This window comes from Hydrogenophaga sp. (assembly GCF_030373225.1).
Taxonomy (GTDB): Bacteria; Pseudomonadota; Gammaproteobacteria; order Burkholderiales; family Burkholderiaceae_C; genus Hydrogenophaga.
Window position 1 is genome coordinate 1 of record NZ_JAUCZG010000040.1, and the last position, 13,395, is coordinate 13,395.

At 67.0% G+C, this 13,395-nt stretch carries 14 protein-coding genes; 3 read left to right on the forward strand and 11 right to left on the reverse strand.

Translation table 11 applies throughout. From position 1 onward, the window contains the following. The 6 genes from QUV35_RS17330 to orn form a co-directional block, all read right to left on the reverse strand. Positions 1–199: ESPR-type extended signal peptide-containing protein (locus QUV35_RS17330; protein ID WP_300876974.1), on the reverse strand; the 199-nt coding region annotated here is incomplete at its 3' end. Positions 200–357: 158 nt separating this feature from the next. After that, the gene (locus tag QUV35_RS17335; RefSeq protein WP_300876977.1) at positions 358–852 is read right to left on the reverse strand and encodes a low molecular weight phosphotyrosine protein phosphatase; all 495 of its coding nucleotides are present in this window, start codon (positions 850–852) and stop codon (positions 358–360) included. Beyond that, complete coding sequence (locus QUV35_RS17340) at positions 852–2,378, reverse strand: cryptochrome/deoxyribodipyrimidine photo-lyase family protein (RefSeq protein ID WP_300876980.1); 1,527 nt, start codon at positions 2,376–2,378, stop codon at positions 852–854. Before QUV35_RS17340 ends, QUV35_RS17335 begins: the two co-directional genes overlap by 1 nt. A 127-nt stretch (positions 2,379–2,505) precedes the next feature. Further along, the gene (locus QUV35_RS17345) at positions 2,506–4,449 is read right to left on the reverse strand and encodes a DEAD/DEAH box helicase (RefSeq protein WP_300876983.1); all 1,944 of its coding nucleotides are present in this window, start codon (positions 4,447–4,449) and stop codon (positions 2,506–2,508) included. Between the two features lie 363 nt (positions 4,450–4,812). After that, entirely contained in the window at positions 4,813–6,408 is a 1,596-nt protein-coding gene (locus QUV35_RS17350; RefSeq protein ID WP_300876986.1) for an anion permease, read from the reverse strand. 85 nt (positions 6,409–6,493) lie between these two features. Then, positions 6,494–7,099 carry an oligoribonuclease gene (gene orn, locus QUV35_RS17355; RefSeq protein WP_300876989.1) on the reverse strand — a complete coding sequence of 202 codons (606 nt, stop codon included), beginning with the start codon at positions 7,097–7,099 and terminating at the stop codon, positions 6,494–6,496. 104 nt (positions 7,100–7,203) lie between these two features. Between orn and QUV35_RS17360 the strand changes: the two genes are divergently transcribed. From QUV35_RS17360 to rsgA, 3 genes are read left to right on the forward strand one after another with little or no spacing between them, the layout of a single operon-like run. Beyond that, positions 7,204–8,469, forward strand: coding sequence for a M48 family metallopeptidase (locus tag QUV35_RS17360; RefSeq protein WP_300876992.1), 1,266 nt, complete (start codon positions 7,204–7,206; stop codon positions 8,467–8,469). An 8-nt stretch (positions 8,470–8,477) separates the two neighbouring features. Beyond that, on the forward strand, positions 8,478–8,798 hold the full coding sequence (locus QUV35_RS17365; protein WP_300876995.1) for a 4a-hydroxytetrahydrobiopterin dehydratase: 321 nt from the start codon (positions 8,478–8,480) through the stop codon (positions 8,796–8,798). Further along, complete coding sequence (gene rsgA / locus QUV35_RS17370; protein WP_300876998.1) at positions 8,798–9,745, forward strand: ribosome small subunit-dependent GTPase A; 948 nt, start codon at positions 8,798–8,800, stop codon at positions 9,743–9,745. Before QUV35_RS17365 ends, rsgA begins: the two co-directional genes overlap by 1 nt. A gap of 17 nt (positions 9,746–9,762) precedes the next feature. Here rsgA and QUV35_RS17375 read toward each other — a convergent pair whose 3' ends face one another. The 5 genes from QUV35_RS17375 to rimM form a co-directional block, all read right to left on the reverse strand. After that, positions 9,763–10,692 (reverse strand): CobD/CbiB family protein, encoded by a 930-nt coding sequence (locus tag QUV35_RS17375; RefSeq protein WP_300877001.1) that lies wholly within the window; start codon positions 10,690–10,692, stop codon positions 9,763–9,765. Between the two features lie 44 nt (positions 10,693–10,736). Further along, positions 10,737–11,414, reverse strand: coding sequence for a CoA pyrophosphatase (locus QUV35_RS17380; protein WP_300877004.1), 678 nt, complete (start codon positions 11,412–11,414; stop codon positions 10,737–10,739). A 75-nt stretch (positions 11,415–11,489) separates the two neighbouring features. Further along, positions 11,490–11,855, reverse strand: coding sequence for a 50S ribosomal protein L19 (gene rplS / locus QUV35_RS17385; protein WP_291217104.1), 366 nt, complete (start codon positions 11,853–11,855; stop codon positions 11,490–11,492). Positions 11,856–11,998: 143 nt separating this feature from the next. Beyond that, positions 11,999–12,775, reverse strand: a complete 777-nt coding sequence (gene trmD, locus QUV35_RS17390) for a tRNA (guanosine(37)-N1)-methyltransferase TrmD (RefSeq protein ID WP_300877006.1) — start codon at positions 12,773–12,775, stop codon at positions 11,999–12,001. Between the two features lie 9 nt (positions 12,776–12,784). Further along, the gene (gene rimM / locus QUV35_RS17395) at positions 12,785–13,384 is read right to left on the reverse strand and encodes a ribosome maturation factor RimM (protein ID WP_300877008.1); all 600 of its coding nucleotides are present in this window, start codon (positions 13,382–13,384) and stop codon (positions 12,785–12,787) included. Positions 13,385–13,395: the final 11 nt, after the last annotated feature.

Below are 13,395 nucleotides of genomic sequence, written 5' to 3' on the forward strand. Positions count from 1 at the left end.
GCACCGTGGGGCGCAGCGTGCCCGGGGCGGCAGGGTCGGCGCTGATCTGTGCCTGCAGCGGCACGCTGGTCAGCAGCATGGCAGCACCCGTTGCCGCCGCGCCGGTGCAGGCCTTGCCCAGGGTGCGGGCGCACTCGGCCACCGCCACCCAGACGCCGCGCACGGCACTGAACACCACCCGGTGGCGTTTGTGGTTCATGTGGAAACTCCCTGTGTTGCTCGTTGAAACGGTGGCACGGCGCTCGGGCGCAGGCGAACGCGATCACATCAACAGGGAGTCACATTTGAAATACCGCCCAAGCACTAAATGGGCAGCGTGCGGCGACTGCGCCGCGCCGGCAGAAACAGGACTGCGCGTCAGCGCACCGGTCTGCGGACCAGGTGGTTCACCACCCAGCCTTCGCACGCGTCCTGAATGGCCGCCAAGGTGCTGGCGTAGCCGCAGGCAGCCGGGTCGGGGATGGTGGTGACCCGGTCGCGCCGCGTGTGGTGCGCGAGGTGGCCGACCTTGTGGCCTTGCCCGGCGGGTGCCATGGCTTCGGCCAGCGCATGACTGTCCCAGTCCATGGCCAGCACCTGATCGTGTTGCTCGAAGTCGGCTTCGGTCAGTTCGCGCGAACGCAGCTGCGCGATGTCGACGCCGACGCGCGCCGCCTCGAAGATGGCTTCGCGCTCCGGCGCTTCGTTGCCCGGCCAGACGTTGGTGCCGGCGGAGTCCACCCGCACGTGGGTCAGACCGGCCGAGTCAAGTTCGGCGCGCAGGAACCCCTGGGCCAGCGGGCTGCGCACGCGGTTGCCGATGCACACCAGCAGGATGCGGCGTGGGTGAATGTTGGTGTTGGGCTCGGTCATCAGAAGTCCAGCGTGGCTTGCGCGAGGGCTTGCCCCTGGCGCGGTTTCGAGAGGTTCTCCGCGCTGCGGTTGCGCGATCCATGGCGCCTGACGATGCTGGCCTGCCCCGCCGCCACGGCCGGGTCGGTGCGCAGCGCATACACGCGTTCCTTGGCTGCCCGCGTGGCGAGATCCAGATCCACCAGCGGCACGGCAATGTCCACGCCCACCACCACGCCGCAGCGCGCCTGCAGGTCGGGTGGCATGAGCCAGGGCTGGAGCAGCCAGCTGTCGGGCACACGCTGCAACGCGGGCAGCCAGCGCCGCACGAAGTGCCCGTGCGGATCGTGGTCCTGCGCCTGCTTGAGCGGGTTGTAGACGCGCGTGGTGTTGATGCCGGTGGTGCCGCTCTGCATCTGCAGCTGGCTCCAGTGGATGCCGGGCTCGTAATCGATGAACTGTCGCGCCAGCCACTCGCCCACCGGGCGCCAGTGCAGCCACAGCGGATAGGCCGCGACCGACACCAGCATGGCGCGCATGCGGAAGTTGATCCAGCCGGTTTCGCGCAGCATGGCCACACAGGCGTCCACCAGCGGCCAGCCGGTGCGGCCCTCCATGAGCGCCTGCAGGTGGGCCGGGTTGTGGTCGTGCTCGCGCAGACCGTCGTAGCCGCGGTGCATGTTCCGGTGTTCGATGGCGGGCTCGGTCTCGAGCTTCTGGATGAAGTGGCAGTGCCAGTGCAGCCGGCTCATGAAGCCTTCGAGCCCCTGGCGCTGGCGGGCTGGCAACGCGGGGTCGTCGATGCGCCCCCGCGTGGCCTGCACCACCTCGCGCAGGCTCAGGCAGCCCCAGGTGAGATAAGGCGAGAGGCGCGAGCAGGCGCTGGGTGCCGACAGCGGCGAGGAGATGCCGCCCCGGTAGCCGGCGCTGCGCTCGTTCAGAAAGCTCTGCAGCACCGACAGGCCGTGTGCGCGGCCACCGCGCTGGCGCAGCGGCGGCTCATGCGGATCCAGACCAAGCGCATCGGCGCTGGGCCAGGCCTCGGTGCAGCGTGGCACGTCGGCTGGCTGCAGCGCGGGCTCGGGTGTCTGCGCGGTGTGGGTGAGCTGCTCCCACTGCCGCACCCAGTGCCTGCGTTCGCGCAGGCCGCGCACCACACCGAACTGGCGGAACTCGCGCCACGGTACGGAGTGATCTGCGCACCAACGCTTCACGCGACGGTCGCGCCCGTGGCTTGCGGCATTGCCGGTTTCTTCGTGCGACAGCAGTTCGAGAAAAGGGGCCTGGCGGTGCAGACGCTCCAGCACATCCACCGCATCGCCCACCGCCCACTGCAGGCGGCCACCGATGCGCCGGAGTTCGGCTTGCAGATCCTTCAGGCTCTCCTGCACGAAGCCGAGGTGCTGCCGCGCGGCATCGGGCTGCTGCCACAGCGCCGGCTCCAGCACATACAGACACAGCACCGGACCCAGCCGGGCGGCCTCGGCCAGCGGCGCGTGATCCCACACCCGCAGGTCGCGCTTGAACCAGACCACCCGATACGTCATGCGCGCATTCTGATTCGTGCGGCGGCTCGATGCGTCGCTGGGGCCTTTGCCGTGGTCTTTGCGAGCAGACGAAAAAAAACCAGACCCGAAGGTCTGGTTCGTTCAAGGCGGTGAGGCCTGAAGGGGTTCAACGCGGGCTGCGACGGGCCACCGGGCGCGACGGTGCGCCCTCGGTGCGGCGGGGAGCAAATTCACCACCGCGCATGGCACCGCGCTCGGCGTTGCCACGGTCGCTGAAACCACCGTGGTCGGCACCACGGTCACCCATGGGCTTGTCGCTGCGGCCAAAGCTGGAGAAACCACCGGGCTTGGGGCCGAAGCCTGGGCGCGCTGGTGCACGGTCGGCAAAGTTGCGGCCGGCAGCGGGGCGCGTGTCGGGACGGTAGCCGCCGGCTTCGCCGCGGTTCTCACCACGGTTGTCGCTGCGGTTGTCAAAGCGGCCTTCCGGACGCTGTGGCTCGGCACGGCCTTCGAAGCGCGGGTCGAAACGCGTACCGGGACGGCTGTGGTCGACGCGGGGTGCCTCGGCACGCGGCTCAAAGCGCGGTGCCGGGCCACGGCGGTCGTTGCCACCGAAGCGATCGTTGCCGCCGAAGCGGTCGTTCGAACGGCCTGGCGGGCGACCACGGCCAAAGGCCTCGTTTTGCGGAGCGCGCTGACGCGGCTCGAGACCGGTCACGGTTTCGACGTTGATGCGCTGGCGCGTGTAGGCCTCGATGTCGAAGATCTTGCGGCGGTCGCGCAGCTCGGCAAAGGTGATGGCCAGACCATCGCGGCCGGCACGGCCGGTGCGGCCGATGCGGTGCGTGTAGTCCTCGGCCTTCATCGGCAGGCCGAAGTTGAAGACGTGGGTGATGGTGGGCACGTCGATGCCGCGGGCGGCGACGTCGGTGGCGACCAGGATCTGCACCTGGCCGGCGCGCAGCGCCATCAGTCGGCGGTTGCGGATGCCCTGGCTCAGGGCACCGTGCAGCGCGACGGCGGAGAAGCCTTCCTGCTGCAGGTCGTTGGCCAGGCCGTCGCACTCGATCTGGGTGCTGGCAAACACGATGGCCTGGTTGATGCCGGCGTCGCGCAACCAATGGTCGAGCAGCTTGCGCTTGTGGTCGGCGTTGTCGGCCCAGAACAGCACCTGCTTGATGTTGGCGTGCTGCTCTTGCGGGTTGTCGATCTGCACCTTCTGCACGTGCTTGCCGTTGTCGTGCATCACGCGCATGGCGAGCTGCTGGATGCGCGGCGCGAACGTGGCGCTGAACATCATGGTCTGGCGGCGCTGGCTGGTGAGGTCGTTGACTTCGGCCAGGTCGTCGGAGAAGCCGAGGTCGAGCATGCGGTCGGCTTCGTCCACCACCAGGAATTGCACCTGGTCGAGCTTGAGCTGCTGCGAGCGCTGCAGATCCAGCAGGCGGCCGGGCGTGGCCACCACGAGGTCGGCGTTCTGCAGCTTGGCGATCTGCAACTGGTAAGGCATGCCGCCCACCACGTTGGCCACGCGCAGGCCGCGGCAGTGGCGCACCAGGTCGATGGCGTCGTTGGCCACCTGCTGGGCCAGTTCACGTGTCGGGCACAGGATCAGGGCGCCGGGTGTGGCGGCCTTGAAGTTGCGCGAGCTGGTCGGGTCCTTGCGCTTGGGCGCCTTGGGCGGTGCTTCGCCGCGGGCCAGGGCCTCGGCGGTCAGGCGCTCGCGCTCGGCGCGTTCCTTGGCATCGGCGTCGGCACGCTGCTGCAGCAGGGTGTGCAGCACAGGCAACAGGAAGGCGGCGGTCTTGCCGCTGCCGGTCTGGCTGGAGACCATCAGGTCGGCAAAACGCGCTTCGCCCTGGGCCAGCATGGCTTTGGGGATCACGTTGTTCTGCACCTGGGTGGGCTGCAGGTAGCCGAGGTCGACGCAGGCTTGCACCAGCTCGGGCGCGAGACCCAGCAGCTCGAAGCCGTTGGGTGCTGCGGGCACGTCGGGCGTGGTGGCCTCGCTGGCGTCGACAGGGGTCAACGTGGTGATGATCTCTGCGTCGGTGTCGGCAGAGTGGAGTTCAGGCGTGAAGTCGCCCATCGTTTCAAAAGAGTCGCTCATGTTCGTCCATGCGCCAAAAAATGCGCAATTGATCGAATGAAGACGCTGAAAGCTCAGCCGACCCGCAAGGGGGTGGCCGCTCCATGGCGCCAGATCCGTTCGTGGTTACAAAACATCAACCATCAAACGGTCTACGCGCCTGGGGTCACCCTGGAAGAATCCGGTGACGCTGGGAGCGAATGGTCCCCATCCGTTGGCCGGGCTCTGAAGAGTCCGGCGGGTGTTGCCGTTCCTGGAGGAACTGCTCGACCGTTGCAATCGGGGGGCCTGTATGTGTGAGGCAGATGCACAAAATCCGCAGTTGCCTGCGAAGCCGCTGATTATAGCCTGAACTTCAGGGAAAACCCTGAACTTTCTTTGGCCTCAGCGGAGCACCGCCCTGACGATGTGGAAAAGCACCGCGGCCAGCGCCGCGGTGGCGGGCACGGTGACGATCCATGCGGCGACGATGCGCATGACGGCCGAGCGTTTGACGATCTCTTTCTTGATCGCCTTCTTCATCGCGCGCTGTTCTTTTCGGGCCAGCAAGGCACCCTCTGGGGTTTCGCTGGCCTCGCGCTGCCGGGTGCGGCGTTTCATTTCGGCCAGCATGCGCTTTTTCTCCTTCACCTCGGCGGTCTCGAAACGCTGCAGGTAGGCCTCGACCTCGGCGCGGTCCGCACCCTGGTGGCCGGCGAACACCACCGCTTCCATCTTGGCGTAGTTCACCTTGAGCAACTCGCGCAGGAACCCCACACCGAACACCGCACCGATGGTGATGTGGGTGGTCGACACCGGCATGCCGAGCTGCGAGGCCACGATCACCGTGAGGGTGGCAGCCATGGCGATCGAATAGGCGCGCATGTTGTCGAGTTCCGTGATCTCCTTGCCCACGGTGCGGATGAGGCGTGCGCCGTACAGGGCCAGGCCGATCGCCAGACCCAGGGCGCCGAGCACCATGATCCACAGCGGCGTGCCGGCCTTGGTGGCGATGGCGCCGGTCTTCACGGCTTCATAAATGGCCGCCAGCGGGCCAATGGCATTGGCCACGTCGTTGGCGCCGTGGGCAAAACTCAGCAGGGCGGCGGAGCAGATGAGGGGCCAGGTGAAGAGCCGGTTGACGCCATCCTTGCTGTTGTGCTGGCGCAGGGCCATGCGGCAGATGGGCTTGCGGATCAGCCACCAGACCACCACCGCCACCGCAGCACCCACGAGCAGGGCGACCAGGAAACCGATCTTCACCAGCTGGCTCACGCCCTTGAGCAGCATGTAGGTGGTGTAGGCCCAGACCATGAGCGAGATCAGCACCGGCACCACGCGGCTCGCAGCATCGGTCTTGTCGCTGCGGTAAGTCACGCTGCGCTTGATGAGGTAGAGGAACGCGGCGGCCAGCCCACCGCCCATGAGCGGGGAGATCACCCAGCTCAGCACGATGGCGCCGATGGTGTCCCAGTTCACCAGACCCCAGCCGCCAGCGGCAATGCCGGCGCCCATGACGGCGCCGATGATCGAGTGGGTGGTGGACACCGGCGCGCCCACCGCCGTGGCGAGGTTGAGCCAGAGTGCACCGGCCAGCAGCGCGGCGAACATGACCCAGGCAAACACGGCGGCGTCGTTGATCTGCGCCGGATCGATGATGCCGCCCTTGATGGTGCCCACCACCTCGCCACCGGCCACGATGGCCCCCAGTGCCTCGAACACGGCCGCAACAACGATGGCCCAGCCCATGGTGATGGCACCCGATCCCACCGAAGGCCCCATGTTGTTGGCCACATCGTTGGCGCCAATGTTCATGGCCATGTAGGCACCCACACTGGCCGCCACGATCAGCAACCAGACCGCCGATGAGGTCAGGCCGGCGGTGGAGGCGCCGGTGAGCGACGCATACACACCCACCAGGATCAGGAACAGGACCGCGGCACCCAGTTGCAAGGCTTCCAGATGCCTGGAGATGAAGCGGCTACGGATTTTTTTTGGCATGTGAATCTCGCGTGAATGTCACGATTTTGTCATGTTGACGCGCGCGCCTTTCAGCCGAATGGCCGCTGCGGCAGGCCCGTCGCGCTCAGCGCAGAAAGTGCGTGCGGTAGTGCTCCAGCTCGTCGATCGACTCGTGCACGTCGGCCAGAGCGGTGTGTTTCTGGTGCTTCTTGAAGGCGTCGTACACCTCGGGCCGCCAGCGTTTGGCCAGCTCCTTGAGCGTGCTGACATCCAGGCACCGGTAGTGGAAATACGCCTCCAGTCTGGGCATGTACTTCACCAGGAAGCGGCGGTCCTGGCTGATGGTGTTGCCACACATCGGCGAGCCGTTCCTGGGAACGTATTTCCCGATGAAGGCCAGCAGCTCGGCCTGTGCCTGCTCTTCGGTCACGGTGCTGGCCTTGACCTTGTCGATCAGGCCGCTCTTGCCGTGTGTGCCCTTGTTCCAGTTGTCCATGGCGCCCAGCAGCGCGTCGCTCTGGTGGATCACCAGCACCGGGCCTTCGATGCGCGGTGTGAGCTGCGGCCCGGTGATGATCACCGCGATCTCGAGCAAACGTTCCTTCTCCGGGTCCAGGCCACTCATCTCGCAATCGATCCAGACCAGGTTCTGGTCGCTTTTGCCAAGGGTGGGAAGGTCGGTGGCGGCTGGCGCCGTGGCCGTGTCGGCCGGTGTGGGGGCTGATGTCATGCGCCGATTTTCACCGATCGGCCAAAGCACCCCAGCGGCCGGGGCCGCGCAGCCATGGCCCCTGGCCCGCGGGGCACAGGCTCTCTTCGATAGACTCCTGCCCCATGGACACCGCATCGCTCACCTTCACCGCCCTCTTCTGCGCCTTGCTGGTGCTGGGTCTGGTCATCCGCACGGTGCTGGCCAGCCGGCAGATCCGGCACGTCGCCACGCACCGCGCCACCGTGCCCGGCGCGTTCAGCGACACCATTTCGGTGCCGGCCCACCAGAAGGCCGCCGACTACACCATCACCAAGACACGTTTCGGCCTGCTCGAGACCGCGCTTGATGCCGCGCTGTTGATCGCCTGGACCTTGCTGGGCGGCCTCGACTGGCTCAACCAGGTGCTGCTGGAGGCCCTGGGCGGCGGCATGGTGCAACAGCTGGCCCTGCTGGGATCGTTCGCCGTGATCGGCGGCCTGCTCACGCTGCCGCTGGGTTGGTACGCCACCTTCCGCATCGAGGAACGCTTCGGCTTCAACAAGATGACGCCCGCGCTCTGGCTGGGCGACCTGGCCAAGGGCACCCTGGTGGGTGCGCTGGTCGGACTGCCCATTGCTGCCGTGGTGCTCTGGCTCATGGGGGCGGCCGGTCCGGCCTGGTGGCTCTGGGCCTGGGGCGTGTGGATGGTGTTCAACCTGCTTGCCCTGGTGCTCTACCCGACCGTGATCGCGCCGATGTTCAACAAGTTCGAGCCGCTGTCGGACGAAACCCTCAAGGCGCGCGTGAACGCGTTGATGCAACGCTGCGGATTTGCCGCCAAGGGTCTGTTCGTGATGGACGGCAGCAAGCGCAGTGCACACGCCAACGCGTACTTCACCGGCTTTGGCGCGGCCAAGCGGGTGGTGTTCTTCGACACCCTGCTCAAGCAGCTCAGCCCGCCGGAGATCGACGCCGTGCTCGCCCACGAGCTCGGCCACTACAAGCGCCGCCACATCATCAAGCGCATTGCACTGCTGTTCGCGCTCAGCCTGGCGGGTTTTGCGCTGCTCGGCTGGGTGTCCAGCCAGGCCTGGTTCTTCAGCGGCCTGGGCGTGACGCCTTCGATGGACACGCCCAACAACGCACTGGCCCTGATCCTGTTCATGATGGTCGTGCCGCTGTTCACCTTCTTCCTGTCGCCTCTGATGGCGCAGCTCTCGCGCCGGCACGAGTTCGAGGCCGACGCCTATGCCATGGCCCAGACCAGCGGTGCCGACCTCGCCAGCGCCCTGCTCAAGCTCTACAAGGACAACGCCAGCACGCTCACACCCGACCCGGTGTATGCGCGCTTCTACTATTCCCACCCGCCGGCCAGCGAGCGCCTGTCGCGCCTGCGGGCCGCAGTCTGAGCCCCGCCATGAACCCCATCCACCAGAACCGCCGCGCCTTGTCGGCCACCGAAATCGTGAGCCAGCTCACCCAGCTCAACGGCGAATCCGCCCAGGGCTGGAAGTTGATCGATGGCGCGCTGGACAAGACCTTCACCTTCGCCAACTTCCACGAAACCATGGCCTTCGTGAACGCCGTGGCCTGGATCGCCCACCGCGAAGACCACCACCCCGACATGGCGCTGGGCTACAGCCGCTGCACCGTGCGCTTCAACACGCACGACGTGGGCGGCATCTCGGTGAGCGACTTTCATTGCGCGGGCGCGGTGGACGCGCTGCAGAAGGCCTGATGGGCCATCTGCAGTCCGGTCTGGTGGTGGCCGCGCACGGTCGCCACTGCATGGTGGAAAGCACCGACGGCGAGCGCCGCATCTGCCATCCCCGGGGCAAAAAAAGCCAGGTGGTGGTGGGTGACCAGGTGCAGTGGCAGATCACTGGCGACGAAGGCAGCATCGAGCGCGTGGACGAACGGCGCAACCTGTTCTACCGGCAGGACGAAATGCGCACCAAGTCGTTTGCCGCCAACCTCGACCAGGTGCTGGTGCTGGTGGCGGCCGACCCCGAGTTCTCCGAAAGCCAGCTCGCGCGCGCGCTGATCGCTGCGCAGGCCGAACGCATCGAGGTGCTCATCGTTCTCAACAAGAGCGACCTGCAGCCCGCCTTTGACCGTGCCTGGGCCCGGCTGGACCCGTACCGCCGCATGGGCTGCACGGTGCTGCCGCTGCGCTTGAAGGACGAGGGCCAGGATGCCGGTGGCGACGACGGGCTGGACGCGCTGCAACAGCGCTTGTCCGGCCGCCGCACACTGGTGCTGGGGCCCTCGGGCGTGGGCAAGAGCACGCTGGTGAACCGGCTGGTGCCCATGGCCAGGGCGCTCACCGGCGAAATTTCCCGCGCCTTGAATTCGGGCAAACACACGACCACCAGCACCACCTGGTACTGGGTGGACGAAGCCCGCAGCACGGCGTTGATCGACTCGCCGGGTTTCCAGGAATTCGGCCTGAACCACATTGAACCCATGCAGCTCGCGCACCTCATGCCCGACCTCAATGCCACGCTGGGCAGCTGCCGTTTCTACAACTGCACCCACCTGCACGAGCCGGGCTGCGCGGTGGTGGCGCATGTGCAGACGGGCGGCGCCGAAGTGACCAGCGGCGACCCGCTGGCGATCAGCGAAAACCGCTACCGGCTCTACCGCGAACTGTTCGCCGAACTGTCGGACAAGCGCAGGTACTGAGACACAGCCCTGCGGGCTCAGAAGCGGGCCAGCGTGACCAGGGCGAGCAGCAGCATCCACAGCACCACCGCACGCCAGACCAGGCCGACCACGCTGCCCAGGTGGGCGAGCTGCGGCTCGGGCCGGCTGCCAGGATCGCTCTCGTCGGCCACGAGCGTGGGATCGGGCTGCGGGATGAGGCGCACGTTCAGCGCCCCCGAGGTGGCCGCCAGCACCACGCCGTTGCTGCCCGGCGCAAAACGTTCGGCATCGCCGCGCCAGCTCGCCACGGCCTCCTCGAAGTTGCCCACCACCGCAAAACCCAGCGCCGTCACGCGGGCCGGCAAGTGGTCGACCCAGGCCCAGGCGCGGGCAGCGGCCTGTTGCAGGCCCAGGCTGGGCGTTCCATCGGGTCGTGCGCGCCAGTTGCGCGAAAGGTATTCGGCCGAGCGGTAGAACACGGCACCGGCCGGCCCGAGCCCCAGCGCCCAGAACACCACAAAACACACGAGCACGCCAAACACATGGCGATGGGCCGAGAGCACCGAATGCTCGATCACCTGGCGCAACAGCTCGCTGCGCGGCAGGCTGGAGGCATCCACCCGCAGCCAGCTGGCGAGTTTTTCGCGGGCCAGTGCATCGTTGCCTTCTTCCAGTGCATTGCGGATTTCACTGAAGTGGTGACTGAACTGGCGAAAGCCCAGCGTGGCGTACAGCACCGCGACCATCCACACGAAGGCCAGCACCGAGCTGAACCACCACAGCCCCCAGTGGACCAGCGCCACCAGCAACGCCGGCACACCCACCGCCAGACCCCAGGCCAGCCAGCCATGTGAGGACTCACCGGCATCGAGGTTGCGGCGGACCGTGCGCGACCAGCTGCGCAGCGCGCCGTGCACCACGTTGTCGTAGGCCAGCGGCCGCGCCTGCTCGATCAGCAAGGCAATCAGGATGGCAAAGAAACCCATGGGTCGATCATAGTGGCCTGCACCGCACAGACGGACCGTTGCGCTCAGGCACTGAGCAGCCGGTAGAAATTGCGCAGCATGCCCGCGGTGGCGCCCCAGATGAAGCGCTCCTGTTCACCGTCCTGGTAGGGCATCGAATACCACTCGCGAACCACACCTTCGAAGTCGAAGGCATGGCGGCGGTGGTGCAGCGGATTCATGAGGAAGGACAGCGGCACCTCGAACACGTCGTCCACTTCGAAGGGATTGGGCACCAGCTCGAAACCCGGCTGGACAAGGCCCACCACCGGCGTGACGATGAAAGAGGTGCCCGTGACGTACTGCGGCAGCGTGCCCAGCACCTCGATGCGGTCGGGCGCGATGCCGATCTCTTCGAAGGTTTCGCGCAGCGCCGCTGCGGTCGGGTCGGCGTCGGTGGGGTCGATCCTTCCGCCGGGCAAGGCGATCTGCCCCGAATGGGTGGACAGGTGCGCCGTGCGCTGCGTCAGCAGCAAGGTGAGCTCGTCGCGCATCACCAGCGGCAGCATCACGGCCGCATGGGCTGGTGCGCGATCGGCAAACCGGATCTCGCGCACCAGCTCGGGCGTCCAGACCGGCGGGTTGGCGAACAATTGGCGCAGGCCGCTCGCGGTGAGCCGCTCCGGGTGTGCGGGGTGCGTGATCTCGCCAGCGTTGACGATGGGCACCAGACGGGGGTCGAACGCGGGCAGCAGTGGGCTCATGTGGGGCACAGCATAGGTCAGACGCAAAAAAGCCGCTCCGGGGAGCGGCTTCTAGCTGGCGGCAAAAGCCAGGGCTTATGCGGCCTTGGCGCCCAGCTTTTCCTTGATACGCGCCGACTTGCCGCTGCGCTCGCGCAGGTAGTACAGCTTGGCGCGGCGAACATCACCACGGCGCTTGACTTCGATCTTGGCGATCAGCGGGCTGTACAGCGGGAAGGTGCGCTCGACGCCTTCGCCGTTGGAGATCTTGCGCACGATGAAGCTGGAGTTCAGGCCGCGGTTGCGGCGGGCAACCACCACGCCTTCGTAGGCCTGCAAACGCTTGCGCGTGCCTTCGATCACGTTCACGCTGACGATGACCGTGTCACCGGGGGCGAACGGCGGGATGACTTTGCCGAGGCGAGCAATCTCTTCTTGCTCAAGGGTCTGGATGAGGTTCATGGTTTCCTGTTCGTCGATCATTCCCGCGCTGCACTAAAGGCCACGAATCCGGCAGGGGCCCTGTCCAAGCTTTTGCAGACGTTCTGCGCAAGTTGCGGGCTGACCCGGTCGCGGCGGCCGGTAGAGGATCGAAAAGCCTTGGATTATAGCAAGCCCTGTGCGCGCAGGAAAGTCTGGTCTGCGGTGTCGAGCAAACCCTGCTCCCGGGCACGGGCCAGCAGGTCGGGCCGACGGTGCGCCGTGATCAGCAGGCTTTGCTCACGCCGGTGGCGGGCGATGCGCTCGTGGTGACCGCCGAGCAGCACCTCGGGCACCGCCATGGAGCCCTGCGGACCCTGCCAGGTTTCCGGACGGGTGTGGTGCGGGCTGTCGAGCAGGCCATCAAGCGCGGGGTTGAAGCTGTCCTGCTGGTGGCTGCCCTCGTCACCGAGCACGCCGGGCTGCAGCCTGGCCACCGCATCGAGCAGCGCCATGGCGGCGATCTCGCCACCCGAGAGCACGAAATCACCGAGGCTGATCTGCAGGTCCACGCAGGCGTCGATGAATCGCTGGTCGATGCCTTCGTAGCGGCCGCACAGCAGCACGGCGCCCCCGCTGGCCGACCAGCGTTCGACGCCGGTGTGGTTGAGGACCTCGCCGATGGGAGAGAACAGCACGACCGGCGCGCGGGCGTCGGCGGGCTCGGCACGCTCGGCGCGCACCGCCTGCAGGCACTGCCACAGGGGTTCGGCCATCATGACCATGCCGGGCCCACCCCCGAACGGCCGGTCGTCCACGCGGCGGTAGTTGCCTTCGGCAAAGTCGCGCGGGTTCCAGAGGTGAACCTCGACCAGTCCGGATTCGAAAGCGCGGCGGTTGATGCCGTGCTGCAACAACGGCGCAAAGAGTTCTGGAAACAGCGTGATGACGTCGAAGCGCATGGGGGGCTTCTAGTAATCCTTTTGCCAGTCGGCGGTGATCCGGCGTGCGGCCTTGTCCACGTTGTCGATGTAGGCCGCCACGAACGGGATCATGCGTTCGGCCACTTGCTCCACGCCATCGATGGTGTCGGTGTGTTCGAGCACCAGCACCGAGTGGGGGCCGGTGGCCATGAGGTCGCGCACCACACCCAGATGCACGCCTTCGCGGTTGACCACGTCCAGGCCGATCAGGTCGACCCAGTAATACTCGCCCTCGGGCGTGGCCGGGAACGCGCTGCGCGGCAGGTAAATGCGCACGCCCTTGAGCGCTTCGGCCGAGTTGCGATCGTCGATGCCCTCGATCTGGGCCACCAGACCATCGGTGTGCGGCTTGACCTCGACGAGGCCGATGCTCACGCACCCCGAAAACGCCGAAAAGCCGCGCGCGAAGCGGGCTTCGGGCGGCTCGAGGAACCATTGTCGGGAGGCGATCAGCGCCGAGGTGTCGGCGCTGTGGGGGAGGATGCGAACCCAGCCCTTGATGCCCCACGCGTCCTGGATGCGCCCCAACTCGATCGCATCGACCGGGAGGGAAGACGCCGTGAAGGCGCCGGACGCGGGGCTGCTCACCGTGGGGTTGG

Bases quoted from the DNA above. Each gene is read 5' to 3' on its own strand.
- QUV35_RS17360 (WP_300876992.1), top strand. From the start codon at position 7,204: ATGGACACCGCATCGCTCACCTTCACCGCCCTCTTCTGCGCCTTGCTG.
- rsgA (WP_300876998.1), top strand. From the start codon at position 8,798: ATGGGCCATCTGCAGTCCGGTCTGGTGGTGGCCGCGCACGGTCGCCAC.
- trmD (WP_300877006.1), bottom strand. From the start codon at position 12,775: ATGCGCTTCGACGTCATCACGCTGTTTCCAGAACTCTTTGCGCCGTTG.
- QUV35_RS17340 (WP_300876980.1), bottom strand. From the start codon at position 2,378: ATGACGTATCGGGTGGTCTGGTTCAAGCGCGACCTGCGGGTGTGGGAT.
- QUV35_RS17335 (WP_300876977.1), bottom strand. From the start codon at position 852: ATGACCGAGCCCAACACCAACATTCACCCACGCCGCATCCTGCTGGTG.
- QUV35_RS17375 (WP_300877001.1), bottom strand. From the start codon at position 10,692: ATGGGTTTCTTTGCCATCCTGATTGCCTTGCTGATCGAGCAGGCGCGG.
- QUV35_RS17365 (WP_300876995.1), top strand. From the start codon at position 8,478: ATGAACCCCATCCACCAGAACCGCCGCGCCTTGTCGGCCACCGAAATC.
- QUV35_RS17345 (WP_300876983.1), bottom strand. From the start codon at position 4,449: ATGAGCGACTCTTTTGAAACGATGGGCGACTTCACGCCTGAACTCCAC.
- QUV35_RS17380 (WP_300877004.1), bottom strand. From the start codon at position 11,414: ATGAGCCCACTGCTGCCCGCGTTCGACCCCCGTCTGGTGCCCATCGTC.
- rplS (WP_291217104.1), bottom strand. From the start codon at position 11,855: ATGAACCTCATCCAGACCCTTGAGCAAGAAGAGATTGCTCGCCTCGGC.
- orn (WP_300876989.1), bottom strand. From the start codon at position 7,099: ATGACATCAGCCCCCACACCGGCCGACACGGCCACGGCGCCAGCCGCC.
- QUV35_RS17350 (WP_300876986.1), bottom strand. From the start codon at position 6,408: ATGCCAAAAAAAATCCGTAGCCGCTTCATCTCCAGGCATCTGGAAGCC.